General features: G+C 47.0%; 37 protein-coding genes, 1 tRNA gene and 1 pseudogene. 25 read left to right on the forward strand and 14 right to left on the reverse strand.

The genetic code is table 11. The features are described 5' to 3' along the window. Positions 1–134: 134 nt before the first annotated feature. Positions 135–470 (reverse strand): hypothetical protein, encoded by a 336-nt coding sequence (locus tag Q0224_RS07215; RefSeq protein ID WP_297950189.1) that lies wholly within the window; start codon positions 468–470, stop codon positions 135–137. 83 nt (positions 471–553) lie between these two features. Next, positions 554–1,885 (reverse strand): hypothetical protein, encoded by a 1,332-nt coding sequence (locus Q0224_RS07220; RefSeq protein ID WP_297950191.1) that lies wholly within the window; start codon positions 1,883–1,885, stop codon positions 554–556. A gap of 280 nt (positions 1,886–2,165) precedes the next feature. On the opposite strand from Q0224_RS07220, the gene rpsJ reads away from it, so the two are divergent. The 23 genes and pseudogenes from rpsJ (at position 2,166) to Q0224_RS07335 (ending at position 15,118) form a co-directional block, all read left to right on the forward strand. Further along, on the forward strand, positions 2,166–2,477 hold the full coding sequence (gene rpsJ / locus Q0224_RS07225; RefSeq protein ID WP_005869011.1) for a 30S ribosomal protein S10: 312 nt from the start codon (positions 2,166–2,168) through the stop codon (positions 2,475–2,477). A gap of 11 nt (positions 2,478–2,488) precedes the next feature. After that, the gene (gene rplC, locus Q0224_RS07230) at positions 2,489–3,079 is read left to right on the forward strand and encodes a 50S ribosomal protein L3 (protein WP_297950193.1); all 591 of its coding nucleotides are present in this window, start codon (positions 2,489–2,491) and stop codon (positions 3,077–3,079) included. Further along, entirely contained in the window at positions 3,076–3,690 is a 615-nt protein-coding gene (rplD, locus tag Q0224_RS07235; protein WP_297950195.1) for a 50S ribosomal protein L4, read from the forward strand. The genes rplC and rplD overlap by 4 nt, the downstream gene beginning before the upstream one ends. 1 nt (position 3,691) lies before the next feature. Further along, complete coding sequence (locus tag Q0224_RS07240) at positions 3,692–3,973, forward strand: 50S ribosomal protein L23 (protein ID WP_291938598.1); 282 nt, start codon at positions 3,692–3,694, stop codon at positions 3,971–3,973. 1 nt (position 3,974) lies between these two features. Continuing rightward, positions 3,975–4,805, forward strand: coding sequence for a 50S ribosomal protein L2 (rplB, locus tag Q0224_RS07245; RefSeq protein ID WP_297950197.1), 831 nt, complete (start codon positions 3,975–3,977; stop codon positions 4,803–4,805). A 2-nt stretch (positions 4,806–4,807) separates the two neighbouring features. After that, entirely contained in the window at positions 4,808–5,089 is a 282-nt protein-coding gene (gene rpsS, locus Q0224_RS07250; RefSeq protein ID WP_297923276.1) for a 30S ribosomal protein S19, read from the forward strand. A 9-nt stretch (positions 5,090–5,098) separates the two neighbouring features. Continuing rightward, a pseudogene (rplV, locus tag Q0224_RS07255) lies at positions 5,099–5,410 on the forward strand (50S ribosomal protein L22); the annotation flags it as partial. Between the two features lie 21 nt (positions 5,411–5,431). Further along, positions 5,432–6,127, forward strand: a complete 696-nt coding sequence (gene rpsC / locus Q0224_RS07260; protein ID WP_005868997.1) for a 30S ribosomal protein S3 — start codon at positions 5,432–5,434, stop codon at positions 6,125–6,127. A 2-nt stretch (positions 6,128–6,129) separates the two neighbouring features. Beyond that, positions 6,130–6,555: a 50S ribosomal protein L16 gene (gene rplP, locus Q0224_RS07265; protein ID WP_005868996.1), complete on the forward strand. Its 426-nt coding sequence runs from the start codon at positions 6,130–6,132 to the stop codon at positions 6,553–6,555. Further along, positions 6,542–6,724 carry a 50S ribosomal protein L29 gene (rpmC, locus tag Q0224_RS07270; protein ID WP_005868995.1) on the forward strand — a complete coding sequence of 61 codons (183 nt, stop codon included), beginning with the start codon at positions 6,542–6,544 and terminating at the stop codon, positions 6,722–6,724. Before rplP ends, rpmC begins: the two co-directional genes overlap by 14 nt. A gap of 9 nt (positions 6,725–6,733) precedes the next feature. Further along, complete coding sequence (rpsQ, locus tag Q0224_RS07275; protein WP_005868994.1) at positions 6,734–6,985, forward strand: 30S ribosomal protein S17; 252 nt, start codon at positions 6,734–6,736, stop codon at positions 6,983–6,985. Further along, the gene (gene rplN, locus Q0224_RS07280) at positions 6,985–7,353 is read left to right on the forward strand and encodes a 50S ribosomal protein L14 (RefSeq protein WP_005868993.1); all 369 of its coding nucleotides are present in this window, start codon (positions 6,985–6,987) and stop codon (positions 7,351–7,353) included. The genes rpsQ and rplN overlap by 1 nt, the downstream gene beginning before the upstream one ends. Beyond that, a complete protein-coding gene (gene rplX, locus Q0224_RS07285) occupies positions 7,353–7,586 on the forward strand; it encodes a 50S ribosomal protein L24 (RefSeq protein ID WP_005868992.1) in 234 nt (77 codons plus the stop codon). The genes rplN and rplX overlap by 1 nt, the downstream gene beginning before the upstream one ends. A gap of 2 nt (positions 7,587–7,588) precedes the next feature. Further along, on the forward strand, positions 7,589–8,134 hold the full coding sequence (rplE, locus tag Q0224_RS07290; protein WP_297950199.1) for a 50S ribosomal protein L5: 546 nt from the start codon (positions 7,589–7,591) through the stop codon (positions 8,132–8,134). A gap of 1 nt (position 8,135) precedes the next feature. After that, positions 8,136–8,321 carry a type Z 30S ribosomal protein S14 gene (locus Q0224_RS07295; protein WP_005868990.1) on the forward strand — a complete coding sequence of 62 codons (186 nt, stop codon included), beginning with the start codon at positions 8,136–8,138 and terminating at the stop codon, positions 8,319–8,321. 9 nt (positions 8,322–8,330) lie between these two features. After that, positions 8,331–8,726, forward strand: coding sequence for a 30S ribosomal protein S8 (gene rpsH / locus Q0224_RS07300; protein WP_005868989.1), 396 nt, complete (start codon positions 8,331–8,333; stop codon positions 8,724–8,726). A gap of 77 nt (positions 8,727–8,803) precedes the next feature. Next, positions 8,804–9,340 (forward strand): 50S ribosomal protein L6, encoded by a 537-nt coding sequence (gene rplF, locus Q0224_RS07305; RefSeq protein WP_297897658.1) that lies wholly within the window; start codon positions 8,804–8,806, stop codon positions 9,338–9,340. A 10-nt stretch (positions 9,341–9,350) separates the two neighbouring features. Then, positions 9,351–9,707, forward strand: a complete 357-nt coding sequence (gene rplR / locus Q0224_RS07310) for a 50S ribosomal protein L18 (RefSeq protein WP_005868987.1) — start codon at positions 9,351–9,353, stop codon at positions 9,705–9,707. A 15-nt stretch (positions 9,708–9,722) separates the two neighbouring features. After that, positions 9,723–10,166: a 30S ribosomal protein S5 gene (gene rpsE / locus Q0224_RS07315; RefSeq protein WP_005868986.1), complete on the forward strand. Its 444-nt coding sequence runs from the start codon at positions 9,723–9,725 to the stop codon at positions 10,164–10,166. 12 nt (positions 10,167–10,178) lie between these two features. After that, positions 10,179–10,580 carry a 50S ribosomal protein L15 gene (gene rplO, locus Q0224_RS07320; protein ID WP_005868985.1) on the forward strand — a complete coding sequence of 134 codons (402 nt, stop codon included), beginning with the start codon at positions 10,179–10,181 and terminating at the stop codon, positions 10,578–10,580. After that, positions 10,580–11,845, forward strand: coding sequence for a preprotein translocase subunit SecY (secY, locus tag Q0224_RS07325; RefSeq protein ID WP_295150643.1), 1,266 nt, complete (start codon positions 10,580–10,582; stop codon positions 11,843–11,845). The genes rplO and secY overlap by 1 nt, the downstream gene beginning before the upstream one ends. Beyond that, positions 11,846–12,604: a type I methionyl aminopeptidase gene (gene map / locus Q0224_RS07330; protein ID WP_297950201.1), complete on the forward strand. Its 759-nt coding sequence runs from the start codon at positions 11,846–11,848 to the stop codon at positions 12,602–12,604. Positions 12,605–13,078: 474 nt separating this feature from the next. Beyond that, positions 13,079–15,118, forward strand: coding sequence for a sulfatase-like hydrolase/transferase (locus tag Q0224_RS07335; protein WP_297950204.1), 2,040 nt, complete (start codon positions 13,079–13,081; stop codon positions 15,116–15,118). A gap of 170 nt (positions 15,119–15,288) precedes the next feature. Here the strand turns inward: Q0224_RS07335 and Q0224_RS07340 are convergent, their stop codons facing one another. Further along, entirely contained in the window at positions 15,289–16,005 is a 717-nt protein-coding gene (locus Q0224_RS07340) for a PAS domain-containing protein (RefSeq protein WP_297950206.1), read from the reverse strand. 143 nt (positions 16,006–16,148) lie between these two features. Between Q0224_RS07340 and Q0224_RS07345 the strand changes: the two genes are divergently transcribed. Beyond that, positions 16,149–16,535 carry a RidA family protein gene (locus Q0224_RS07345; RefSeq protein ID WP_297904251.1) on the forward strand — a complete coding sequence of 129 codons (387 nt, stop codon included), beginning with the start codon at positions 16,149–16,151 and terminating at the stop codon, positions 16,533–16,535. Between the two features lie 8 nt (positions 16,536–16,543). After that, positions 16,544–17,629: a threonine synthase gene (locus Q0224_RS07350; RefSeq protein ID WP_297950207.1), complete on the forward strand. Its 1,086-nt coding sequence runs from the start codon at positions 16,544–16,546 to the stop codon at positions 17,627–17,629. 411 nt (positions 17,630–18,040) lie between these two features. On the opposite strand, the gene Q0224_RS07355 is transcribed toward Q0224_RS07350, so the two are convergent. The 11 genes from Q0224_RS07355 to Q0224_RS07405 form a co-directional block, all read right to left on the reverse strand. Continuing rightward, complete coding sequence (locus Q0224_RS07355; RefSeq protein ID WP_297950209.1) at positions 18,041–18,589, reverse strand: GrpB family protein; 549 nt, start codon at positions 18,587–18,589, stop codon at positions 18,041–18,043. A gap of 35 nt (positions 18,590–18,624) precedes the next feature. After that, positions 18,625–18,712 (reverse strand) — tRNA-Ser (locus Q0224_RS07360). A 295-nt stretch (positions 18,713–19,007) separates the two neighbouring features. Continuing rightward, on the reverse strand, positions 19,008–19,418 hold the full coding sequence (locus tag Q0224_RS07365) for a GyrI-like domain-containing protein (protein ID WP_297950279.1): 411 nt from the start codon (positions 19,416–19,418) through the stop codon (positions 19,008–19,010). 27 nt (positions 19,419–19,445) lie between these two features. Continuing rightward, positions 19,446–21,374, reverse strand: coding sequence for a transketolase (gene tkt / locus Q0224_RS07370; RefSeq protein WP_297950212.1), 1,929 nt, complete (start codon positions 21,372–21,374; stop codon positions 19,446–19,448). Positions 21,375–21,377: 3 nt separating this feature from the next. After that, the gene (locus Q0224_RS07375) at positions 21,378–22,229 is read right to left on the reverse strand and encodes a polyprenyl synthetase family protein (protein ID WP_297950216.1); all 852 of its coding nucleotides are present in this window, start codon (positions 22,227–22,229) and stop codon (positions 21,378–21,380) included. 594 nt (positions 22,230–22,823) lie between these two features. Beyond that, entirely contained in the window at positions 22,824–23,153 is a 330-nt protein-coding gene (locus tag Q0224_RS07380) for a YbaB/EbfC family nucleoid-associated protein (RefSeq protein ID WP_297950218.1), read from the reverse strand. 2 nt (positions 23,154–23,155) lie between these two features. After that, positions 23,156–23,503, reverse strand: a complete 348-nt coding sequence (panD, locus tag Q0224_RS07385) for an aspartate 1-decarboxylase (RefSeq protein ID WP_297950220.1) — start codon at positions 23,501–23,503, stop codon at positions 23,156–23,158. Positions 23,504–23,519: 16 nt separating this feature from the next. Further along, entirely contained in the window at positions 23,520–24,830 is a 1,311-nt protein-coding gene (locus Q0224_RS07390; protein WP_297950224.1) for a UDP-N-acetylmuramoyl-L-alanyl-D-glutamate--2,6-diaminopimelate ligase, read from the reverse strand. Continuing rightward, complete coding sequence (locus Q0224_RS07395) at positions 24,808–25,356, reverse strand: histidine kinase (RefSeq protein WP_297950225.1); 549 nt, start codon at positions 25,354–25,356, stop codon at positions 24,808–24,810. Before Q0224_RS07395 ends, Q0224_RS07390 begins: the two co-directional genes overlap by 23 nt. Further along, the gene (locus Q0224_RS07400) at positions 25,346–25,612 is read right to left on the reverse strand and encodes a NifU family protein (RefSeq protein WP_297904275.1); all 267 of its coding nucleotides are present in this window, start codon (positions 25,610–25,612) and stop codon (positions 25,346–25,348) included. The genes Q0224_RS07395 and Q0224_RS07400 overlap by 11 nt, the downstream gene beginning before the upstream one ends. Before the next feature lie 509 nt (positions 25,613–26,121). Beyond that, positions 26,122–26,682: a L,D-transpeptidase family protein gene (locus tag Q0224_RS07405; RefSeq protein ID WP_297950226.1), complete on the reverse strand. Its 561-nt coding sequence runs from the start codon at positions 26,680–26,682 to the stop codon at positions 26,122–26,124. Positions 26,683–26,712: the final 30 nt, after the last annotated feature.

A 26,712-nucleotide genomic window follows, 5' to 3' on the forward strand; every position in this document is an offset into this window, starting at 1 on the left:
CGAACATTTTTACTATAAAATCCAGCATTTTCATCTCCTTTTTTAAGGCGAGTCGCATAAAAAATGAAATTCTGTCGCTCTACGTGAAATTAAAGAATTCTATCTAATTGGCGCTTAAAATTTTTAATTTTGAACTATTTGTCGGCGTTTTGAACGAGCGTTTTTTCGTATTTTTCAATAAAGCTTCGCCCTGCCTCGCATAGGCGGTAGATGAAAATCTTCGACGCCTTGCCCGCATCAAGCCCCGTGTCCTTAATGCTTTCGCGCTGCAGATAGCCCCAGTTTTTATGAATTATATCAAGAGTCGATTTGACCGAGGTGTAGTTGCGCCCACTCGCAGCTGCGAATTCGTTTACGGGACTCATAAACTCCGCATCGCTTTGCTTATTGCGACATAAAAGTCCCCCTTTACCTTGTGATTCGACCAGTTTTAGCGTTTCATAAATGAGTTTGTCTTTTAATTTGATCATCGGCTTTTCCTTGCGTAATTGATATGGGTTTGCCAAAATTATATCATAAAATTTATATTTTTATGATATGAGATGTCAATAAATCAGAAGCTAAGCGCGAATTCGTGAAAGGGTATGACGTCGCAGCGGATGCCCTCAATCTCGAGCCTGCCGGAGTTTGCCATAGAAACGACTTTTAGGCTCGTGATACCGAGCTTCTTGAGCACGCCTAAAATTTTGCGGAATTTTAAAAAGATAATGTCCGCGTCGCTGAATGGGATGACGAGAACCCCCATCTTTAGAGCAGGCAGGTAAAAATCCAGCTCTTTTGTGTAAAAAATCGGCGTATTTAACCCCAAAAGCTCGCAGAAAAGGACGTTGGCAAATTTTTTCGAGAAGTCCTTTTTACTCGTTAAAATTTCGCGCATATTAAAATGCGAAAAATATAGCTTTTTTGCGCGCGCAGGCTCGCCCGCCTTGCTTAAAAATCTGATGAAATTTTCTCGCTCAAGCTTGGCGATAGTGCCGTATACGGCGTCTTTAGAGATCTTAATGCGCGGCTTTAGCGCGGTGTAAATTTTATTTGCGCTAAATGCGGCGTGTACGAAGCTTAAGCACTCTTTGAGGATTAAAATTTCCGTGCGGCTAAAGTTTGCCGCAAGCAGTATCTGCTCGAATTCTAAAATTTCGGCAGGCGCTATGAAGGGATTTTTTGCGCTACCGCCTTGAGCCAAAAATGCCGAAATCATCGAGTTTATCTCGTTGTGGCGCTTATCGAAGGCGATAAATTCCTCAAACGAAAGCGGCAAAAGCTCAAGCCGTTCAAAGCCCGGCAGTATCAACTCTCTATCGCGAGTAGAGATGATGAAGCGCTTTAAATTTAGCCCCTCGGCGAAGCTTTGGAGCGATGAAATTTCAAAATCGGCGCTACTAAAATTATCTAAAAAAAGCGATGAAATTTGCTCGTTGACCGCCAAAAACTTCTTGATCTCGCGAAAGAAATTCTCGCTCCTGTTTTTTATGCCGCCCGACTCCGCATTTTTTGCGTTGTTTAAGCCGTTTGCGCTTTCATTTTTTGTATCTGTATTTTTTATGGCGGCGCAGTAAAATTCGCCCGTATCCGAAATTTCCGCGTCTAACGTAGCTTCTCTACTTATTTCATATTCATTTGCTGCGCTAGCCTTTGTATTGCCCGCACTATTTCTAGCCACAAAAATTCCATCATTCGCTACTGCCCCCTCAAGGCGTAGATCGGCTAAATTTAGGTACAAAATTTCATCTTTTTTAAGTTCCGAAATTTCATTTTTCAGCACGGCGCTTTTGCCGGAATTTAGCACTCCGTAGATTATGGTTTTGGCAGAGCCGATACCTCTTTTGCGCGGGATAAAGCCCGCAAATTCCGGCGGATTTTCGTAAAAAAATTTTAGATCATTCATGGCGAGTATTTTAAAATTTTCCTTATTAAAAGGAAATAAATCTGAAAAATCCTATGAAATTTTTATATCTATTTCAAATTTATCTAAAATTTTTGTATTGAAAATTTCCGACACTCTAAAAAATTTTCGAAATTCTATATATTTTTCCTTATTAAAAGGAAATATTTCCATAAAATTTGGCTATTTTCTTGACAAAACCGGAGCGCTTTTATATAATGTGCGTCTTTTGTTTGAAACAAAGGGTCGCGCGTTGCGACAAGTTCTTTATTAAGGAAAAGTGATGCAAAAAATTAGGTTAAAACTCAAGGCTTATGACCATCGAGTTTTAGATCGCACAGTTTCGGCTATCGTTGAAGCCGTAAAAAGAACAGGTGCGGACGTCAGAGGTCCCGTGCCGATGCCTACGAAGATTAAACGCTACACCGTTTTAAGATCTCCGCACGTAAATAAAGACTCCAGAGAGCAGTTTGAGATGAAAATTCACGCTCGTATGCTAGATATCGTAGCGGCTACGCCAGATACGGTTGATTCGCTAACTAAGCTTGATTTGGCTCCGGAAGTCAACGTCGAAGTTCATGCGATGGGCAAATAAGGGGTAAAACAATGGAATATATCGTAGAAAAAATAGGTATGAGTATGACGATCGACACGAGCAGCACGCCCGTGACGCTTCTGCGACTTATCAATACCAAAATTTGCGAAGTTTGCGATGAGAAATGCGATGAGAAAAAAGCTATCGTAGCCTACGCAGACGGCAAGGCATATAACAAAGCTATCGCCGGCATTCAAAAGAAATATAGTCTAAGCAAGGAATTTAATAAATTTGCGACTCTAAGCTTAAAAAATGCCGAGCTTGGCGATCAAAATTTAGATGTTTTGAGCGAAGCCAAGATCGTCAAAGTAAGCTTCAGATCAAAGGGAAAAGGCTATCAAGGAGTTATTAAGCGCCATGGCTTTGCGGGCGGTCCTGCAGCGCACGGTAGCCGCTTTCACCGAAGACCAGGCTCGATCGGCAACTGCGAGTGGCCCGGTCGCGTTCAGCCTGGTATGAGGATGGCGGGACACACTGGAAACGAAACGATCACTGCCAAAAACGAAGTCGTGAGCTTCGACGCCGAGAACAAAATTTTAGTGCTTAAAGGCTCGGTTCCTGGATTTAACGGCGCAATGGGCAGAATAAGGATAGTAAAATGAGTAAAGTAAGCGTGCTTAACGAAAAACTAGAAAAAGCAAGCGAAATTGAAATTCCTGCGAAATTTTCGGAGGTCAATTCGCACAATCTATATTTGTACGTCAAATCTTACCTTGCTTCGCTTCGTGCAAATACGGCTAACGCTAAAACTCGCGCCGAGGTTAGCGGCGGCGGCAAAAAACCATGGCGACAAAAGGGTCGCGGCGGCGCACGTGCGGGCTCAACCAGAACTAACGTCTGGGTAGGCGGCGCGGTCGCATTCGGTCCGACTAACGAGCGAAATTACGAGCAGAAGGTCAATAAAAAGCAAAAACGCCTTGCGCTGGAATTTGCTATCAATGAGAAAGCAAACGAGAGTAAAATTTTTATCTTCGATGATTTGGAGCTAAAAAGCGGCAAAACTAAAGACGCGGCAAATTTTATTAAGAAATTAGGCGTTAGAGATGCGCTAATCGTTAAAAACGAGCTGGACGCGCAAACTCTTTTGGCCTATAGAAATCTTAAGAATTGCTATGTCATAGATGTAAGCGAGGTCAATGCTTACCTAATCGCAGTTTACGGCTCAGTCGTATTCGAAAAAGCGGCATTTGAATCAATAGTGAAAGAGGACTAAAATGGCAGATATAACAGATATCAAAACGATCCTTTATACGGAAAAATCTCTCGGTCTTCAAGAAAATGGCGTGGTCGTTATCCAAACTAGCCCGTCGGTTACGAAAAACGGACTAAAGAGCGTTTTGAAGAACTATTTCGGGATTACTCCGCTAAAGATAAATTCTTTAAGACAGGACGGCAAATTAAAAAGATTTAAAGGCAGAACTGGCGTTAGAAACGATGTGAAAAAATTCTACGTCAAACTACCTGAGGGCGCAAGCTTAGAAAGCGTGGAGGCGTAAAATGGCGATTAAAACTTATAAACCGTATACTCCAAGTAGAAGATTTATGACCGGTCTTAGTAGCGAGGATATCACTGCAAAAGCTAGCGTTAGAGGCTTGCTCGTTAAAATTCCTGCCGCAGCCGGAAGAAACAATAATGGTCGCATTACCAGCCGCCATAAACAAGCAGGAGCTGCTAAACTTTATAGAATTATCGATTTTAAGCGAAATAAATTCGGCGTTGCTGGCAAGGTCGAGGCGATCGAATACGATCCGAATCGCAACTGCCGTATCGCATTGATCTCATACGCAGACGGTGAGAAGCGCTACATCATCAAGCCTAACGATCTTAAAGTGGGCGACATAGTAGCCGCTGCCGAGGGCGGATTAGATATTAAACCTGGTAACGCGATGAAGATGAAAAATATCCCTGTGGGAACTATCTTGCATAATATCGAGTTAAAACCGGGCAAAGGCGCTCAAATGGCGCGTAGCGCCGGAGGCTATGCTCAGCTTATGGGTAAAGAGGAAAAATACGTCATTTTACGTCTGCCTAGCGGCGAGATGAGAAGAGTGCTCGCAGAGTGCATGGCTAGTATCGGCGTAGTAGGTAACGAAGAGTGGGCAAACGTCGTCATCGGTAAAGCCGGACGTAATCGCCACAGAGGTATCCGTCCTCAAACCAGAGGTTCTGCGATGAATCCAGTCGATCACCCACACGGCGGTGGCGAGGGTAAGAAAAACTCTGGCCGCCATCCGGTAACTCCGTGGGGTAAACCGACGAAGGGCTATAAAACTCGCCATAAAAAAGCGAGCGATAAGCTTATAATTTCAAGAAGGAAAGGAAAATAAAAATGGCTAGATCGCTAAAAAAAGGTCCTTTCGTAGATGATCACGTAATGAAAAAAGTCGTTGCGGCAAAGAAAGCCAGCGATAACAAACCGATCAAGACTTGGTCGAGACGAAGCACGATCGTGCCTGAGATGATCGGACTTACGTTTAACGTTCATAACGGAAAGAATTTTATCCCGGTTTACGTCACCGAGCATCATATCGGTTATAAATTAGGCGAGTTCGCTCCTACGCGCACTTTCAAGGGCCACAAAGGCTCCGTGCAGAAAAAGATCGGCAAGTAAGGATAGAATATGAGTAAATCAACTATTAAATTTGTTCGCCTTTCGCCGACAAAAGCAAGACTTATCGCAAAACAAATTCAAGGCATGAATGCGGAATTTGCCCTTGCTACCTTGGAATTTACGCCTAATCGCGGCGCGAAATATATCGCTACGGCGATTTCAAGTGCGGTCGCAAACGGCGGCTTTGAGCCTGAAGAGGTCGTAGTTACGAGCTGCCGAGTGGATGCGGGTCCTGTGCTTAAAAGATTTCGTCCGCGCGCCAGAGGTACGGCTAGCCGTATCCGCAAGCCTACTTCGCACATCATCGTCGAAGTAGCAAAACCAAGTAAGAAGGAAGCGTAAATGGGACAGAAAGTAAATCCGATCGGTTTAAGATTAGGAATTAATCGAAATTGGGAGTCTAGATGGTTTCCTTCCAAAGCGACGCTCTCCGAGAGTATCGGCGAGGATTACAAGATCCGCAAATTTTTAAAAGCTAAGCTTTATTATGCGGGAATTAGTCAAATTTTGATCGAAAGAACGGCTAAGAAAATTCGCGTAACGATCGTAGCCGCAAGACCGGGCATCATCATCGGCAAAAAAGGCGGCGAGGTTGAAAATTTAAGAAGCGAAGTCGTTAAGCTAGTCAATAAAGACATAGCCATCAATATCAAAGAGGAGCGCAAAGTAGGCTCGAACGCGCTTTTGGCTGCGGAAAACGTAGCTATGCAGTTAGAGCGCCGCGTTGCATTCCGCCGCGCTATGAAAAAGGTCATCCAAGGCGCTCAAAAAGCAGGTGCAAAGGGAATTAAAATTTGCGTCGCAGGTCGCTTAGGCGGCGCCGAGATGGCTAGAACCGAATGGTATTTGGAGGGACGCGTTCCGCTTCATACTCTAAGGGCTAGGATCGATTACGGCTTTGCCGAAGCGCATACGACTTACGGTAATATCGGCATTAAGGTTTGGATCTTTAAGGGTGAAATTTTACAAAAAGGCATCCAGGCTGAAAAGACCGATGATGCGCCTAAAAAAACACGCAGACCAAGAAGAGGTAAATAGTTATGTTGATGCCAAAAAGAACAAAATACCGCAAGATGATGAAAGGTCGCAATCGCGGCTATGCGACGAGAGGAAATTCCTTGACGTTCGGCGATTTCGGTATCAAAGCGGTAGAGGCGGGTAGGGTAAATTCTCGCCAGATCGAAGCGGCTCGTGTCGCGATGACGCGCTTCGTGAATCGTCAAGCTAAAATTTGGATTAAGGTATTCCCAGATAAACCGCTTACCAAAAAGCCTCTACAAACTCGTATGGGTAAAGGTAAGAGCGGCGTAGAAGAGTGGGTAATGAATATAAAACCGGGCAGGATCATTTTCGAGATGACCGGCGTTAGCGAAGAGGTTGCTAAAGAGGCGCTTATGCTTTCGATTCATAAACTACCTTTTAAAACGAAAATCGTAAGTAGGGAAAGCGAAAATGAAATATACTGATTTGAAAGATAAAGATTTAGCTGAGCTAAATTCTATGTTGAAACAAAGTAAGTTGCTTTTATTTACGGCTAGACAAAAGCTAAAAACTATGCAGCTAAGCAATCCTAACGAGATTCGCGCTATCAAAAAAGATATCGCTAGAATCAACACCGCTATTAAAGCTAAATAAGGATAGGTTATGGCATTTAAAAGAGAAATTCAAGGCGTAGTCGTAAAGAAGGCGGGCGATAAAACAGCTACCGTTTTGGTAGAGCGAAGGGTTATGCACCCTAGATATAGAAAGATCGTAAAAAGATTTAAAAAATATCTGATCCACGATGAGAACAACGTCGTAAAGATCGGCGATACCATATCTGCGATCGAGTGCAGACCGCTAAGCGCTAGAAAATCGTTTCGCTTAAAAGCGGTTTTGAAAACAGGAGTTGAATAATGATACAGAGTTTTACCAGACTTGCGGTAGCTGATAATAGCGGCGCAAAAGAACTTATGTGTATTAAAGTTTTGGGCGGCAGCAAAAGAAGATACGCCACAATCGGCGATATTATCGTTTGCTCTGTAAAAAAAGCGCTCCCTAACGGCAAGATTAAGCGCGGTCAAGTAGTAAAAGCCGTAGTCGTTCGTACGACTAAAGAGTTGCACAGAGGCAACGGCTCGCTAATTAGATTCGATGAGAACGCAGCCGTTATTTTGGATTCAAAAAAAGAGCCGATCGGCACTCGTATTTTCGGTCCTATCGGTAGAGAGGTCAGATACGGCGGTTTTATGAAGATCGTTTCGCTGGCTCCGGAGGTTTTATAATGGCAGTAAAATTTAAGATTAAAAAAGGCGATCAAGTAAAGATCATCGCAGGTGACGATAAGGGCAAAACAGGCACCGTCAAGGCAGTGTTTCCTAAAAAGGCTCAAGTTATCGTCGAGGGTTGTAAAATGGCTAAAAAGGCTATCAAACCAACCGAGCAAAATCCGCAAGGCGGCTTTACGAGCAAAGAGATGCCTATGGATATTTCAAACGTTGCGTTGGTAGAGGGTTGATTATGAGCAGACTAAAAGATAAATATGTAAATTCCATCAGAGCTGCTTTGCAGAAAGAATTTGATATAAAAAATCCTATGCTTATCCCGGCGCTTGAAAAGATCGTTATCAGCGTAGGAACTGGCGAATCGAGCAAAGATCAAAAGGTGCTTCAAAATATGGCCGATACTATCTCGCTGATCGCAGGCCAAAAAGCGCTTATCGTTAATGCAAAAAAATCGGTCGCCGGCTTTAAAGTACGCGAAGGTTTTCCAGTAGGCATAATGGTTACGTTACGAAAAGAGCAGATGTTTGCCTTCCTAGACAAACTGATCTCTATCGCGCTTCCTAGGGTTAAGGATTTCCGAGGACTACCTAGAGCGGGCTTTGACGGACGCGGCAATTACAACTTCGGCTTGCAAGAGCAGCTGATGTTCCCTGAGGTCGAATACGATCAAATTTTAAGAACTCACGGTATGAATATAACCGTCGTAACGACTACAAATAACGATAAAGAGGCATTTAAATTGCTAGAGTTATTCGGCATGCCTTTTGCAAAAGGAAAATGATATGGCAAAAAAATCAATGGTAGCCAAGGCGAAACGCCCCGCTAAATTTAGCACTCGCGCATATACCAGATGTCAAATTTGCGGTCGTCCGCACTCCGTTTATAAGGATTTTGGAATTTGTCGCGTTTGCCTTCGCAAGATGGCAAATGAGGGCTTGATCCCGGGTCTAAAAAAAGCAAGCTGGTAAGGAGAAGAGATGATTAACGATCTTATTTCAGATGGACTAACTCGCATCAGAAATGCTGCGATGCGAAGGCTAGATACGACTAAGCTTTTTCACTCAAACGTAGTCGAGGCTATGCTTAAAATTTTAGCCGAGAAGGGCTATATCGAGAGCTACAACGTAGTAGAGGAAAACAATAAAAAGATCATCAACGTGGTGCTTAAATACGACGAAAAGGGTAGGAGCGTGATAAACGAAGTTAAAAGAATTTCAACTCCGGGTCGCCGCGTATATCAGGGCAAAGACGAGATCAAGCGCTTCAAGAACGGCTATGGAACCGTCGTCGTTAGCACAAGCAAAGGCGTTATGAGCGGTATCGACGCGCACAAAGCGGGCGTCGGCGGCGAAGTGCTTTGCACGATCTGGTAAGAAGTTTCTACTTTTTATGGCATTGTGGTATCCATTCGTAAAAGTAGACATACCCTAGACAAATAAAAAGGAAAATTATGTCAAGAATTGGTAAAAAACCGATCTCTATTCCAAACGGCTTAGAGGTCAAAATCGACGGCTCGTCGTTAAAATTTAAAAAATCAAATAACGAAAAAGAGCTTGATTTAAAAGGTCATGTCGATGTAAAAATCGAAGACGGAAAGATAGAATTCTCACCTAAGGGCGAGGATAGACAGAGCAGGGCGTATTGGGGAACATACCGCGCTTTAGCTAACAATATCGTTCTCGGTCTTACAGAGGGCTTTTCAAAGCAGCTTGAAATCAACGGCGTCGGCTATAGAGCTGCGATGAAGGGCAAGGTGCTTGAGCTAAATTTAGGTTTTTCGCATCCGATAAATTTTGAATCTCCAAAGGGGATTGAAATTTCCGTAGATAAAAACGTCGTAACCATCAAAGGCGACGACAAGCAGCAAGTAGGTCAAGTAGCAGCCGAGATCAGAGGATTCAGACCGCCTGAGCCGTATAAGGGTAAAGGCATCAAGTATCTTGAAGAGCATATCATCCGCAAAGCCGGAAAAACAGCTAAGAAATAAGGGTTGAGAAATGACACAGAACGTATTAAAAAGAAAGATCTCTTTACGAATCAAGAGAAAAAGAAGAATTCGCGCTAAAATTTCAGGCGTCGCATCTTGCCCTAGAATTTCTATTTTCAAATCCAATAGGACAGTTTACGCTCAGGCTATCGACGACGCGGCGAGCGCGACTTTGTGTGCCAGCAGCGGTAAGGTTTTAAATTTAAAGGCAAACAAAGAGGGTGCGGCTAGCTTAGCTAAAGATTTAGCCTCCAAGCTAAAAGATAAAGGCATTTCTGAAGCGATTTTCGATCGCAATGGCTATTTGTATCACGGCGTAATCGCAAGCTTTGCCGAGTCGCTACGCCAAAACGGCATCAAACTATAACCCAAAGGAATGATTGTGGAAAAGTATAATAGAGAAGAATTCGAAGAGGTAATCGTCAATATCGGTAGGGTTACGAAGGTCGTTAAAGGCGGTAGAAGGTTTAGGTTTACGGCTCTTATCGTAGTAGGCAATAGAAATGGCTTGGTAGGCTTTGGCTTTGGTAAGTCCAAAGAGGTTCCCGATGCGATTAAAAAAGCGGTAGACGATGCGTTTAAAAATATTATCAAGGTAAATTTAAATGGTTCTACCATCACTCACGATATTGAAGTTAAATACAATGCGAGCAAAATTTTACTTAAGCCAGCGAGCGAAGGTACTGGCGTTATCGCAGGCGGTTCAGTCCGCCCGGTTTTAGAGCTTGCGGGTGTTAAAGATATCCTCACCAAATCGCTAGGTTCAAACAACTCCTCAAATGTCGTAAGAGCTACGATGAAAGCTCTTAGTATGTTAAAACACTAACAAGGATAAAAGATGGGATTAGAAAATCTTAAAAAAGCCCCAGGCTCGACTCACGCTACTAAGCGCTTGGGTCGTGGTCAAGGAAGTGGCCTAGGTAAAACTGCGGGTCGCGGCGGTAAGGGCCAGACTGCGCGTACCGGCTCTCATGAAAAAAGAGGCTTCGAGGGCGGTCAGCAGCCGATTCAACGAAGGCTTCCGAAGGTAGGTTTTACTTCTAAATTTGAAAAGCCTTACGTGATCAATGTCGATAAAATCGAAGCTATCAAAGATCTTAGTGAGATTACGATCGAAAGCATCAAATCCGTTCATAAAATTTCAAATTCCGTTAAAAAGATCAAGCTGATCGGCGTAGGCGCAAAAGCGCTCGCTAGCAAGATCAAAGACGAGAATGTAAAGTCTAGCGGACAAAAATAATGAATAAATCGCTACGCAACAAAATTCTCATTACTTTGGGCTTTCTTTTTGCCTATAGGTTGCTAGCTTACGTGCCGGTTCCGGGAGTGGACGTTGAGGTTATAAAGCAATTTTTTCAAAACAATAGCAACAACGCTTTTGGAATGTTTAATATGTTTAGCGGTAACGCGGCGGAGCGATTCAGCGTTATCTCGCTAGGCATTATGCCTTATATTACCGCTTCGATCATTATGGAGCTGCTTGCCGCAACCTTTCCAAATTTAGGCAAACTCAAAAAAGAGCGCGACGGTATGCAGAAATATATGCAGATCATCCGATATGCTACAATCGCAATCGCTATGGTTCAATCCATCGGCGTTAGCATTGGCTTACAGGGCATCCACGGACAGACCGGAGCGCCTGCGATAATGGCCGAAAATACCAACGAGTTTGTTTTTATCTCGTGCATTTCGATGCTAGCAGGCACCATGCTTTTGATGTGGATCGGCGAGCAGATTACGCAACGCGGCGTTGGTAACGGCACCAGCCTTATTATCTTTGCGGGTATCGTAAGCGCCATCCCTAGAGCGATCGGAAGTACCGTAAATTTAGTAAATACCGGCGAAATGAACGTTTTAAAGCTAATTGCGATCGTGCTAATTATCCTGGCTACTATCGGAGCAATTTTATATGTGGAGCTAGGTGAACGTAGAATTCCGGTATCGTTTTCGCGCAAGGTATTGATGGCGAATCAAAACAAGCGCATTATGAATTACGTGCCGATCAAGCTAAATTTAAGTGGCGTCATTCCGCCTATTTTTGCAAGCGCGATTTTGATGTTTCCGACTACAATTTTACAGGCAAGCACCAATCCGATCATCCAAAAGATCCACGATTTCCTAAGCCCTAGCAATTACTTCTTTAACTTTTTGACCTTTGTGTTGGTTATATTTTTTGCGTATTTTTATGCGTCAATTGCTTTTAATTCCAAGGATATTAGCGAAAATCTAAAGAAGCAGGGCGGATTTATCCCGGGCATTCGTCCGGGCGAGGGAACGGCGAGCTTTTTAAACGAAGTTGCTAGCCGTCTTACATTTTGGGGCTCGATCTATCTCGGGCTAGTAACCGTCATCCCGTGGCTGCTCGTTAAATTTATGGGTGTGCCGTTTTATTTCGGCGGTACCAGCGTGCTGATCGTCGTCTCCGTCGCTCTTGATACGATGAGGCGCATCGAAGCGCAGATCTATATGAACAAATATCAGACCCTAAGTGCGGTCGGGCTATAAATGGCGATTTTGCTTAAAACAAAAAAAGATTTAGAGGGGCTTCGCGCGGCGAACAGGATCGTCGCGCAAGCCCTTGATTACGCAGCTTCATTCATAAAGCCGGGTCTTAGTTTGCTCGAAGTCGATAAAAAGATCGACGATTTCATCACTTCAAAGGGCGCGTATCCCGCTTTTAAAGGGTTATACGGCTTTCCAAACGCCGCCTGCCTCTCGCTAAACGAGGTCATCATCCACGGCATCCCAGACGAAACGATCCTGCAAGAGGGCGATATCTTAGGCGTCGATCTGGGCTCGAAACTAAATGGATATTTCGGCGACAGCGCACGCACTCTGCCCGTCGGTAAAATTTCAAAAGCCGACGAGGAACTTATCGCATGCAGTAAGGATACGCTGGAGTTTGCCATCAAAACGATCAGGGTAGGGATGCACTTCAAAGAGCTAAGCTTCGAGATCGAGAAATTTATCCGTGCGCGCGGCTTCGTGCCGCTATACGGCTTCTGCGGTCACGGCATCGGCAAGCACCCACACGAAGAGCCTGAGATCCCAAACTATCTGGAGGGCAACAATCCAAAATCAGGCCCCAAAATCAAAAACGGCATGGTCTTTTGCATCGAGCCGATGATCTGCCAAAAGGACGGCACGCCGGTTATCGCCGAGGATAAGTGGAGTACGAGAAGCAAGGATGGGCTCCGCACTAGCCACTATGAGCACTGCATGGCTGTTTTCGACGACAAGGTAGAAGTCCTAAGCATCGCATAGATTTTCGCACAAAAGGCGACTTGAGCTAGTTAAAATTTTTCACTTTGTCGGTGCGAAATTCCGCCTGCGCTTAGCTTTCGACAATTTTACATCGCTCGCGTCTTGGAATTTTACCTCAGCCGCTTCATGCATAAATTTTTATCCAAAAGCCTTTTGAAACCTATCGCACTAGAAATTTTAAAAGCCGAGATTTTAGCTCATGCTTTCTGTTTTTAAAGCCTCGTTTTGTAGTTTCGCTCATAGATTCGCTTTCAATTAAAATTTAGCCTTAAAATTCCGTCGCCCAATTCTACTACCCCCCCCTCCCCCGTATCTTTAAAATTTAGCTGTAAAATTTGAAGCGTAAAGGCGCGCAAGTAAGCAAGCTCAAAGCTTTAAGCGGCTAAGATTGCGCCTTGATTTTAAAGCGAAAACATGTCGCGCTACGCAGAGTGCGCGCCGTCGCATCTCTTCGTACAAGGCAGGAAATATAAAATGAGAGAAAAATTTTATGTAGCGCTAGCAAATATAGGCGGACTTATGGAGAGGACGAAAGCGGGTAGGCTTATAGTGCGCTTGCTTATGAAAATCGACCGCGGCTTTTTTGCCGCGCTGCGAGAGCGTCCCGTATGGAGGGTGTTTTGGCTTAGCACGGCGCTATGCTTGCTTGCGTGCTGGGCTAAGATACATTATCAGATCAATGGGTATCATTTTTCGCATGTATTTAAAGGCTTTTCTGCGGTGCTCATCATAAATTTGCTCATCTTTCACCTCTGCTATCTGCTTGGCGGCCGGTTTTTTAAGTTCGTTTCGTTCGTGTTACTAGCGCTAATTGCGCTAATTGCGAGCGTGGCTTTATTTTTGATCGTAAATTTCGACTCAAGCTTCAACGTCGTGGCGATCGACGCGCTTGTGCATACCGATGCAGCCGAGACGCGCGAGTTCGTTTTGCAGTTTCTTAACCCCGCAACGATTTTATATTTAGCAGTGCTGCTTGGCTGCATCTTTGCGGCGCTAAGAGCAGGGCGGAGAAAGAGGGAGCAAACGCATAGCCGCCTAGGATTGCTGTTAGCGGCGATTTATCTCATTTACGGAACGATCTTTTGCGCGGATATCGCCGTTAAAGCTTCCCAGGGCAAGCAAGGCTATATAACCAAGCTATCGCAATACGTCCCGCTGGAGTTTGCCTTTACGATAAAAGACTACCTGAGCGATAAAAATTTCATCACCGATATGCGCGAAGTGCAGCTCGGATATGACGAGGCCAAGCGCGCGAACGAAAGCGTTTTAAAAGGCAGCGCAAATTCAGATCCGCAAGGCGTCGCCTCGGGCTCCGCGTCTGAAAATTCCACGCCCGCATCAAGCGCACAGGCGCAAAATTACGGCGCAAATTTAAATTCTACGCTCGCCCCAGGCGCTGAGCCGCAGAGTTGGAGCAAGACTTTAAATTCTGCGCCGCAAAGCCCCAGCGTGATTTCAAATTCTAAAAACCCTGAGGCCGCTACAAACCCCGCCTTGCAAAAGTCTCGCGTCAAAAATATCATCCTAATAATCGGTGAGAGCTTGCAGCGCGGGCATATGTCGCTCTACGGCTACGGCATTAAAAATACACCGCTTTTGGAGGGTCTCGAGGCGAGCGGCAATCTGATAAAATTTGGCGATACAATCTCGCCTTACGGCACGACTAATCAGGTGCTGATGCGGCTTTTAAATTTCAGCGATTACGAAAGCGAGCGCAAAAGGGCGTGGTTTCGCAACCTTAGCATCATTGATATGTTTAAGCTAAGTGGCTACCGCACCTTTTGGATTAGCAATCAAGAGGCTTTCGGCGCACATGCGTTAAGTGCTAAAAGCGCTGCCGATCGCGCGGACGCGGAATCCTTCCTCTCAAAGAGCAATCTTTACGAAACCGTCCGCATCAAGCCTGATGGAGTGCTGCTTCCACTCATAAATCAGGCGAAAGCGGGGCAGAGCGAGCGAAATTTCTACGTGATCCATCTCATCGGTAGCCATATGGATTACAGCCTGCGCTATCCCGAGGGATTTGGCAAGTTTAGCGCGGCGGATGTAAAGGCAAAACTTACTTCCAAGCAGAAAGATGTCGTCGCATATTATGATAACAGCGTGCTTTACAACGATTTTGTCATAAATGAAATTTTTAAAATTTTTTCGGGTGATGACAGTCTCATCGTCTATCTTAGCGATCACGGAGAGAATTTATACGAAAACGGACGCCTTGGGCACGGCATGGAGAGCCGCTTTACTTACGAAATCCCGCTGATTTTCATAGCTTCGCGCGAGTTTTTGAGCGATCACGCTAAACTATGGCAGAGGCTAGCTGTGGCGAAAGATAAGCCTTTTATGAGCGATGATTTGGCACATCTGCTAGCAGATATCATCGGTGTCGCGCCACTTGAGTTTGACGAGCGCAAAAGCCCGATACGAGCGGATTTTAATGCTTCACGCAAGCGAATTGCTAACGGAGTCGATTATGACGAGAAATTAAAGAATACGAAGGGCTACGAGTTCGAGTAATAGATGAGTTTTGCTTTTATTGCACTACAAGCCGCATGAACTAGGAATTGGCACATCCCACTTTTGATCGATTCATCAAATTCAGATTAAATTTGCGTCACTCCAATGGCTACGCTGATAATAAGGCGCGCAACGCTTATTAAATTTGAGATCAAATTTATGCACCGCGGCTAGCTCTCCTTCTTTACCTCATCCATATACGAGTAAATCGTGACTTTCTGCGTCTTGAGAGCCTTTGCGACGAGCTCTACCGCACCTTTTACCTCAAAAATTCCTTTTTGCGCGAGGAATTTTACGATACGCTTTCGATCCTCTTTCTTCATCCCCTCTACATCCAGATCGTGCGTAGCCGATGCGATCAGGTCTTGGACGATGTCAAGGATATTTTGCTGCAAATCGTTAGAGCTTTGCGTTTCTAAATTTACGCCGTCATTTAAGCTCACTTCATCTAATGCCGCGCTATTGCAGCTTCCGTCGATAAAATTTGCGCCTTGCAGCTGCTTGCTATCGAGCTTTGCGTTCGGCAGAAGATTTTTTATTGCTTTGTATGCGGCCATGGCGCTTGAGGTATCGATATTTACGCATAGCGCGCCTACTACTTTGCCGTCTGCGCCGCGGATCAGCGAAGTCGAGGAGCGTATGAGCTTGCCGTTTTGCGCGGTGAAGTAGTAGTTTGCGGTGCAGTCGTTTTCAAAATTTTTACTTAGCAACACGTCCTTTACCAGATGATCGAAGCTTTGACCGATCCTCCTGCCCGTTACGTCGCCAAGGACAAAAACGACAGAGTTTTGCGGCGTGCTCATATCGTGGATAACCACCTCGCAATCGCCGATCGTATTTTTAATAAGGTGCGCAGTCGGCATAAAGGTCTGTAAAAGTTGGTTCAATTCGGGCTCCTGAAATTTCATATAAAAAAATCTATAAATTTAGATTAAATTTTAAAATTTCTGCAAATTTATAGAAATATTTATATATTTTTAATAAATCTTAGAGTAAAATTATATAGAATTTTATATACAAAGGAGCTTAAATGAAAGAGATTTATCCAAGCGGTTTTGCGCCGAAAAAGGCGCATTATGCGCCGGGCATCTTAGACGACGACGGCACGCTCTACGTCTCGGGGCAGCTAAGCGTGGATCCGCGCACGGGAGCCGCTCCAGAGGGTCTTGCTGCGCAGACCGCACAGGCTCTAAGCAACGTCGCGGCAGTGCTGGCCGCCGCGGGCGCAGATAAAAACGACGTGCGGATGTGCCGCGTTTATACGCCTGACGTCGCGAACTGGGACGTGATCGACGAGCAATACGCGCTGTTTTTCGGCGCGCACAAACCCGCTCGCGTCGTGGTGCCGACTACGGCTCTACATTTCGGCTGCCTCGTAGAGATCGAGGCCGTCGCAAAAATAAAAGAGAAAAAATAGGAGCGAAAATGAGCGATTTCATCTGCACGGGCTGCGGCAAGCACGCGCCCATCGATACTTTGAGCTATAAATGCGACTGCGGCGGGCTGTATAAGCTAAACTCCGATGCGCCTAAATTTAACCCCGCGCTCGTAGATCAAAGCGAGTTTAACATCTTTAGATACCGCCGGTTTATGGGTATCGACACGGCTAAATTTAGAGAAATTTCGATGGGCGAGGGGCTCACGGCGAGCGTGAAATTCGGCGAAGAACTTTACCTCAAGCTCGATTACGCGATGCCTACGCTTTCGTTCAAAGACCGCGGCGCGGCGGTTTTGGTGCTGCACGCCAAAAATATCGGCGTAAAAAAGGTACTGCAAGACTCCAGCGGCAACGCAGGCAATGCCGTGGCGGCGTATTGCGCTCGCGCGGGCATCGAGTGCGAAATTTATGTCCCTAAAGGCACGTCGCCTAAAAAGATCGATATGATCAAAAGCCACGGCGCGCACGTCACGGTGTTTGACGGTAGCCGCGACGAGACGGCAGATGCGTGCCGCAAAAAGGCCGCGCAGGAACAGATCTATTACGCCAATCACGTTTATAATCCGATCTTTTATGAGGGCACGAAGAGCTACATTTATGAGATCTACGAGCAGCTGGGCAGGGTGCCGCGCAATATCTTCATCCCCGTGGGCAACGGCACGCTACTGCTGGGCGCTCAAGCGGCGCTGGGCGAGCTATATGAGGGCGGCTTTATCGAAGCGCTGCCAAAAATTTTCATCGTTCAGGGCGAGCGTTGCGCTCCGCTTTTTGACGCCAAAGGTGCGGCGCGCGAGATAGAGCCACAGCCGACGCTAGCGGAGGGTATCGCGATCGCAAGACCGATGCGCGCGGGCGAAATTCTTGGCTCTAGCTACGCTGGCGAGCGCGAGGTGATCTTGGCGAGCGAGGGCGACATATTGCCTGCCAGAGCGGCGCTTGCGCGCGGCGGATTTTACGTCGAGCACACGACCGCAGCTACCTACGCGGCATATCTGCGCTACAAAGAAAGTCGCGATCTGCAAGGAGATAGCATCATTCCGCTTTGCGGCGCGGGGCTGAAGAGTGATCATTAAATTTAAGCGCTCGTCGTGGAATTCGCGCGACTAGCTGGCGTCGAGGAATTTTAAAATTTTTGTAGCTTTAAATTTAGCGGATTTATGAGCCCGTGTTTCAGCGGGATGTTTAAAATTTACGGTGCATAAGTTTTAAATTTAAACCCGTAGCGAAGCGCGGGGATGCCTTTGCTTGAATATGATGTGGGTGATACGGTTCGTTTTATGAGCGACTTTGCTGCTGGCTGGATTTGTAAAATTTTATCTGTCGATAGCCGGGCGGTCGCCTTTTAAATTTGAAATTACGGTTAAAATTTTATGAAAACTAATCTGCAATGTGCGGCACTATCTATCAGTTTTTGTTTATAAAATTTAGCCATTTTTTATCGCTTTTAACGAGCGAGCTTCTACGCAGAGGATAAATTTACGCGGCTATTTCGAATTTTCTTTAGCGATGCGCGTAAGCTTAAGCACAAATTCGCTTTTTGCCGCAGTATAGCCGTCGCGGTTAAACTTAAAGCGCTTGCAAAGCTCTAATTTAAGCGCCTCGTACCGCTCGGCGATATCCGCATTCGCCCGCAAAAAATCTCTAAAAAATATCTCATCCGTATCGCCGAAATTTCGCAAATGCATGTGAAAAACGCGCTCGGCAAATCCCGCTTCAGTGTAGCCCTTATTTAGGCTGCAGCGGCTCTCGTTTTCGCTCATTAGCAGATAGCCCGCGTCTATCAGGCGCTGTTTGGCGGCGGCTATATCCGAGCACTCGATCAAAATATCTACGATCGGCTTCGCCCAGATCCCGCTTACCGCGGTGCTGCCGATATGGTGGATCTTGATCTTGCCATGATCTTGCAGCAGGCCGCTCAGAATTTCGCGCTCCTGCCTAAAGTATTCGCCCCAGCGCGGATCGTGCGGCACGAGATGTATCGGAAAGAGCCGCCACAGTTCCTGCAGGCTCATCGAAAGGAGTTTATTGCTCATCTCAACTCCAAAGTATTGGGTGAAATTTGAATGGATGGCGGGTAGATAGGGATTCGAACCCTAGAAGGCTGACGCCTTACGCGCTTTCGAGGCGCGCTCCTTCGACCGCTCGGACATCTACCCGAATGAAAATGTAATTTAAGCCAAAAATGGCTTAATAACAGATTTAAAAATGAAATTCCGCGTGAAATTTTGCCTGATTTTGCGGGCGGGGGTTGAAATTTAACGGCGCAAATTTAGATTTCGATTTAAATCTACGGCTTAAGGTACGGCCCGGTGCGGCTTTTGGTATAAAATTTATTTCGTGCGCGTAGTTTTGGGCACGGAATTTTACCGATTTATGGATGAAATTTTACGCAAAAGCTCATCGTCGCGGCGGCGAAAAATCACTCGCCGTTTATAAATTTCATGCGCCGCCCTACAAAACCGAGATAAAAATTTTGATCTCGTCTCCGCCGTAAAACTCAAAATCCGTTTCAAACGCTCTTTTTAGTTCGCCGGACTCAAAAAAGCTCCAAATTTTGCTCCAAAACTTTGCTACGTTTTGCGGCTCATTCGGGAAGCTAAAAACCGCGTATTTGCCGCTTTTGATCTCCAAGGCTTCGTCGCTGCGGGGCGCTTTGGTGCCGATAAAGATATCGTAAAGCCCGTCGGCGCCGTCCTCGTAATCGTAATAGACGCCGTAAATCTCGCTCTGCCCGTCATAACACTCTTTCATAAATTTCGCCCACAGCGCGGGAATTTTGCCGCTTCCGCCTAGCTCGTCCGCGTTTTTCGTGCGGGCTTTTAATCCGTAAATTTTAAATCTGTCTAAATATGAAATTTTGATTTTTCCGCTCAAATTTCGCCTTTGCTGTTATTGCTCTAAAAGCTCTCTCGCCTGCTTTGCGATCGCGACGTCGGTGAAGCCGAAAAGCTTAAATAGCTCGCTCGCATTGCCGCTTTCGCCGAAGCTTTGCATGCCGTGTACCGCGTCTGCAAATTTATACCACTCAAGCGCGCTTGCGGCTTCGACGGCCAAAATTTTAGTTTGCGGCTCTAGAATTTGCGCCAGATAGTCTGCGTCCTGCTCGCACAGAAGCTCGAAGCACGGCGCGCTTACAACGTTTGCGCCGATGCCTTGCTCTTGCAGGATCGCCGCCGCTTTTAAGCAGAGCGAGACCTCGCTGCCGCTTGCGATGAGCGTTATTTGCGCCTCTTTGCTCTGCCTTAGCAGATACGCGCCGTTTTGCACGTCGCCCAAGACTGCCTTAGGCAGCGGCTCAAGCCCTTGGCGCGAGCAGACGAATGCCGCGGGGGCATTCAGAGCAAGCGCCGCGCGCCAGCATTTTACGTTTTCGTTGCCGTCTGCGGGGCGGAAGGTGTAGAAGCCGGGCATTGCGCGGAAGGTGCTAAGCTGCTCGATAGGCTCGTGCGTCGGCCCATCCTCGCCCACGCCGATACTGTCGTGCGTAAAGACGAAATAGTGGCGCAAGCCCATCAGTGCCGCAAGTCTAGCGCCCGTTTTGAGATAGTCGCTGAAGATAAAAAACGTCGCGCTGAACGGGATGAAAAGCCCGTATCTCGCAAAGGCGTTGCCGATCGCCGCCATCGCGTGCTCGCGGATGCCGAAGTGTAAATTTTTGCCGCACGGAAAGTCGCCGCCGCCTTTTAGCTCGGTCTTGTTCGATGCTGCCAAATCCGCGCTTCCGCCCAAAAAGCCGGGCACCGCGTTTGCGATGGCGTTTAAAATTTTACCGTTGCTATCGCGCGTGGCGACCTTAAGCCCGCTAAAATCGGGAAATTCTATTTTGCTAAAATCGGGATTTAAAAGCTCATTTAAAAGCGCTCTTTTTTCATCGCTTAGCTTCGCGAGCTTCTCCTTCCAAAGCCGCTCTTCCAAATCACCCTTTTCGACTGCGGCGCGCGTTTCAAAAAGCACGTCCTCGCTTACTACGAAGCTTTGGGCGGGATCAAAGCCCAGGCTTTGCTTAGCGCGCGCAAGCAGCTCCTCTCCAAGCGGCGCGCCGTGCGTCTTGGCCGTGCCTTCAAGCTCGAGCGCGCCCTTGCCGATCGTGGTGTTTGCGATGATGAGGTAGGGTTTGGTTTTGTTTTTAACCTCGTCAAGGACGAATTCTATCTGATCGAAATTATGCCCGTCGATGCGCGCGACCTCAAAGCCTTGCGCTTCAAATCGTACCTTTACGTCCTCAAACCACGCGATATCGGTGCTGCCGTCGATCGTGATGCCGTTAGAATCATAAATTATCGTAAGATTGTCGAGGTTGTGTCTGCCCGCAAGCGCGCACGCTTCGTAGCTGATGCCCTCCTGTAGATCGCCGTCGCCGCAGAAGCAATAGACGCGGTGATCGATGATCTCGTTGCCCTCCTCGTTGAGCAGATATGCGGCGTATTTTGCGGCCATCGCAAATCCGACTGCGTTTGCGACGCCCTGTCCGAGCGGTCCGGTAGCGATCTCGACGCCCGGGGTAGTGATCTCCGGATGGCCGGGGGTTTTGGATTGCAGGCGCCTGAAGCTTTTCAGATCGTCCATGCTCAAATCATATCCGCTAAGATAGAGGTAGTTATACACGAGCGCGCTTGCGTGCCCGCCCGAAAATACGACGCGGTCGCGGTTCAGCCACGCGGGATTTTTGGGGTTGTGGCGGACCTTGTTCATAAAGACGCTCATTACGTCGCTTAGCCCCATCGGCGTACCGGGATGGCCCGAGTTGGCGCTTTGGATCATATCCGCGCTTAGAAATTTTATCGTGTTTGAAATTTTACTTAGCTGCTCGCTCGACATTTTTCATCCTTTCAGGTATTTTTCTATCAAATTTAAAACCAAATCGCGTAGGCTCGCATCATAGCCGTTCATCGCGCCGCTTACTTCGTCTATCAGGCGCTGCTTGTAGCTTCTAGCGCCCGCAAGACCTAGTAAATTTACAAAGGAATTTTTCGCGCCGTCCGCTCCTACCGGTTTGCCTGCGCTTGCCTCGTCGCCCGTGGCATCAATGATATCATCCTCGATCTGAAATATAAGCCCTAGCTTCAGCCCGATCTTATAAAGCTCATGCGCGAGCTCATCCTTTAGCCCGCCGATTATGGCGCCTAGCTCAAACGCCGCGGCGATGAGCGCGCCCGTTTTGTGCAGATGCAAAAACTCAAGCTCGCTTTGCTTTAGAGGGATGTTTTCAAAACGGCAATCGATCGCCTGACCGAGCACCATGCCGCTGCTGCCTGCATTTCGCGCTAGAGTTTTAATGCATTTTATCTTAATCTCGTCGCTTAGGCTTGCGCTCGCGGCGATCAAAAATGCGTCTGTATTTAGCGCATCGCCCACCAAAATCGCTGTGACCTCGTCGTATTTTTTATGCAGGCTCGGCCGTCCTCGGCGCAGATCCGCATCGTCCATCGCGGGCAGATCGTCGTGTATGAGCGAGTAGGTGTGGATCATCTCAAGCGCCATCGCGATCGCCAGCGCGCCTTCAAAGCGCCGCTCATCCACCGCCGAAACGACGCCTAGTAGCAGCTGCGCGCGAAAATGCTTGCCGCCCGCTTGCAGCATGTAATTGAGCGCCTCCTCAAAGTACGGATGAAAGCTAGACGCCTTCAGCTCGTTGCGCTTCAAGTAATCTTTAAATTTTTCTAAAATATCCATCGATCCTGCCTTACGGTTTTGATTTGCTCTGCTTGGGCGCGCCCTTGACGAATGCAAATTCGCGCCCTTCGAATGCCTTTTCGTCGCGCAGCTTAGACTTTGCTGTCGCGAGCCGTTTGTACGTCGCGTAGAAGTAATCATGCCGCTTAAAATTTTAAATTTTAATTTCCCTAGCTTTACGCAGTGCGCGAGGCGAAGGATGCTCCGCTTTTTTGAGCCGCATCTTACGCTCGATTTGCTCGCGGATGTCGCGCAATGGCTCGCCCGCTTCGCATTTAAGCTGCGCTAGCTAAATTTTACTTTGCGCCGCAGCGTAGCAGCTCGCCGAAATTTTAGAATTTGCCCTCACGCCACCCGTTAAATTTGACCGATTTGCTAAGGTTAAAATTTAATAACCTAGCGTCAAATCAAACAAGTTTCACTTTATGTAAGCTACACCGCCACAAAAATCTAAATTTAACTTGTCGCCTTATAAAATAGGGCTTCATTTAGTTCGCTACAGAAGCCGCTTGCTTCGTAAAATCCAAACCGCTCGCCAGGCGGGAAGTAGTCACCCTCTCTAAAAAGCCTATTTTCACCATTTTTGAACTACGCTTAGCCCTTATTGCCAAGCAGATCACCCAATCCGCCGAGCCCTCCTAGCATGGATGCTGCAGCGCCTTTCTTTTCATTTTCGACGAGTTTTATCGCGTCATTGATCGCCGAGATCAGTAGGATCTGCAAGCTTTCCTTGTCGCTAAAAAGGCTATCGTCGATACTTAGATCGAGCACCTCGCCCGCGCCGTTTAGCCTGATGGCGACCATGCCCGCGCCCGATTTTACAGTAAATTCCTTGCGCGCATTCTCCTCCTCGATCTGCTTAGCCTTGGCCTGCATCTGATCGAGCATTTGCCCCATTTTCGAAAAATCCATTCCTTCAAACATCTTTACTCCGTTATTTCGTTTTTTTCGTTTACCTGCACGATTTTAGGCTTGAAGCTTCTTGCTTTTTTGGCGCTCATCTGTGCGTAGGCCACGATGATGACGACGTCGCCGACACAGACTTTGCGCGCGGCCGCGCCGTTTAGGCAGATCTCGCCCTTTTTATCGCCGCGGATCACGTATGTAGCGAACCGCTCGCCGTTATTGACGTTTAGGATCTCGACTTTTTGGTATTCGCAAAGCCCCGCAGCCTCGATGAGCTCGGGCCCGATCGTGATCGAGCCCACGTAGTTTAGGTTGGCGTCCGTCACGCGCGCGCGGTGGATTTTGCTTGATAAAATTTCGATTTTCATCGACCGTCCTTTAAATTTAGTCTAGATTTGACTCGCCTCGCGCCGCGACGAGCTCGCTCACGACCTGCTTGTCGCTGAAGGGGTGCTTCACGCCCTTGATCTCCTGGTAGGTCTCGTCGCCCTTGCCCAAAATAGCGATTATCTCGCCGTTTTTGGCAAGATCTAGCGCGCGCGCGATCGCCTCTTTGCGATCCGCGATCTTTAAAATTTTATCCTTTCGGCGCATACCGGCGCAAATCTGCTCGATGATTTCGCTCGGCTCTTCGCTGCGTGGATTATCGCTCGTGACGATGCAAATTTTGGCAAAGTGCTCGGCGATAGCGCCCATTTTCGGACGCTTGCCGTGGTCGCGATCGCCTCCCGCGCCAAAAACCGCGATGATCTCGCCGCTTGCGCGCAGCGCGTTTAGCACCTTTTCAATACCGTCTGGGGTATGGGCGAAATCGACGATCACAAGCGGGTTTTTATTTACGATCTGCACGCGACCCTCGACGCCGCCGAAGTTTGCCAGGGCTTTTGCGATCTTTTCGTTCGGCAGCTTGGTCAGAATTTTAACCGCCGCAAACGCTGCGGTAAGGTTGTAGAGATTAAACTCGCCGATGAGATCGCTTTGCAGCTGCGCATTATCGCCGTTTGGAGTGCGCACGAGCGCGTCGATGCCGCCCTTTAGCCCATATCCGCTCACGCCGAAGCTCGCGGGGTTTTTTATGCCGTAGGTAAGGGCGTTTGCGGGGTTAAATTTAATATGTCCGTCATCGGCGTTTATGAGCTTTGGCGCGTCGTCTGCGAAAAACGAGCTCTTGACTGCCGCGTATTCTTGCATGCTACCGTGATAATCGAGATGATCTTGACTTAAATTCGTAAAAATTTTAAGCGCAAATTCTAATCCTTCGATACGATTTTGCGCTATCGCATGCGAGCTAACCTCCATAACGAAGTATTCGCAGCCCTGCTTGCTAGCTTCGTAAAGATAGCTCATCGTCTTAAAAACCGAGCTCGTCGTAAGTCCCTTTTCGTCGATCCTGCGCTCATTTATAAAGGCGCCGCGCGTGCCGCTTAGACCGCAGCTAAAGCCTAGATCCAGCAGCGTCGAGTAGATCGCCGCCGCAGTCGTCGTTTTACCGTTCGTACCGGTGATGCCTACGATTTTGATGCGCGGATCGATCTTTAAAAGTTCCTTTGCTTGCGCGATAGAGATGATCTGCGCGCCTTTTTGCGCCGCTTCAGGTTCAAATTTAGCGTTCGCGCTCGTGCGCATAAAAAAGCAGCCCGCCTCGCACTCGGCGGAGTTATCGGTGATAAAGCTATTTTCGAGTCGTATTTTCATGATTTTTGATTTTTTGCATTAGCGCCTCGAAGCGCTGGTCTCCTGCATATGCTGCGGCCGAACTCTCGACGTAATTAAGCCCCATTTCGTAGTAGCCGTTTTCTATCAAATTTTCTAAAAATTCTATCATCTCGGTTTTGTCCGAAATGGCGATTTTGGATGAAAAAATGATCGATTCGAAGGCGTCTTTAAAGCCTCTTTGGCCTACCGCGCGCATAAAATCGGCATAAGCTATAACAGCGATCTCGTCCTCGGCGCCAGGTTCGGAGGCTGCTTCGTTCGCGATCTTTTCGTTGATGGAGTTTAAAATTTTAAAAAGCTCCGCGGTTTGAGTTTTGGGGCTGAGGTTGTAAAAATCAAAGAGCATAAGCGCCTCTTCGCGGTCTGCCAGCGCGGTCTGGCAAAGCTCGAGCAAAAATAGAATTTCCTCCTCGCCGCTTTTTTCGTAGGCGAGTGAAAAATACAGCTTCGCAAGTTCGAATTCTCCGCGCGAAAAGGCCTTTAGCCCCAGTTTTTTATAGTTCAAACTCTTCGCCTTCGGGGATGTTTACGACGCTAAGCTCGGGGTGAATATCCATGCGAAGCTGGCGCTCGACGCCGTATTTTAGGGTCTGCGCACTTGCGGCGCAGCCGTGGCAATGCCCGGTAAGGCGGACATAGACGATGCCGTCTTTTATGCCTAAAAGTTTCATATCGCCGCCGTCGTTTTGCAGCATCGGTCGGATTAGCTCCAAGCTATCCTGTACCGGGGCTAGAAGCTCTTCGTCTGTAAATGGTATCATTAAAATTCCTTGTTTTTATTTTGGCGCATTATATCCAAAAGCGATAAAAAAAGGCTTATCGGGGATGAAATTTAATCTGAAATTTTGCGCTAGGGCGCGGATTTTGCGTAATGGCTCGCAAAGAATTTTATACGGCGCGGGCGCCGGAACTATGATTTTAAAATTTTATCGATTCGGTAAGGATGAAGCCTGCGAATTATCGGGCCTGCATATATTTAAATTTAGACTATTTGCGTTATAAATTTGGGATGAAATTTCAGCCCGGTCGGGGGCTAAATTTGGGATGAAATTTTGCTTGAGCGGGAGAGAATTTCGAAGGCGATTTTGTCTAAATTTATTGAGATAAAGGCCGATACGATTAAATTTTTAGAAAAACAATTCTGCTTTTAATCGCAAATTTTGCGACTACAAAAGTCTGGACGAGGAATATTATTTTAAAGCTCGTAGATGGAATTTACGCTATGTTTATATCGATCGCGACTGTGAAATTTTAGCGCGGGCGTGTGCAATCACGGCAAAATTTCTATCGGCGTGCCGATTTTTACGTGCTCGAAAAGCTCGTCCATATCGTCGTTGACGAGCGCTATGCAGCCCTCCGTCCAGTCGCCGAACGCCGCTATACTCTGCCCTAGGTAGCTAAATTTATTCGGTAGCCCGTGGATTTTGATATCGCCGCCTGCGCTCTTACCGAGGGATTTTGCGTGCGCTACGTCGGCTTTGTTCGGATAGGAGATGCCTAAATTTAGATGATACGCCGAGTTTGGATTTTTGCCGTTTATGGTGTAGTTGCCCTCCGGGGTTTTGCCGTCGCCTTGAACCTCTTTATGTCCTTCAGGCTCGCGTCCGAGGGCGATTTTGTAGCTTTTCGCGATGCCTTTTGAGGTCAAAATTTCAAGAATTCGTTTGGATTTATAGACGCGAATTTTAGAGATTTGCTCGCCGTCCAATGCCTGCTTTAGCGGAATTTCGGAGTTGATCGTTTCGATATTTTTATAGCTAAGATAATTGTCCAATGCCCACGCTAGGCCCGCAGCGACGATAACAAGCGGAAGTAAAATTTTAAATTTCATAGAAGAAATTTCGGGAGTTATCCCGAAATT

It is taken from the genome of uncultured Campylobacter sp. (assembly GCF_938002845.1).
Lineage (GTDB): Bacteria > Campylobacterota > Campylobacteria > Campylobacterales > Campylobacteraceae > Campylobacter_B.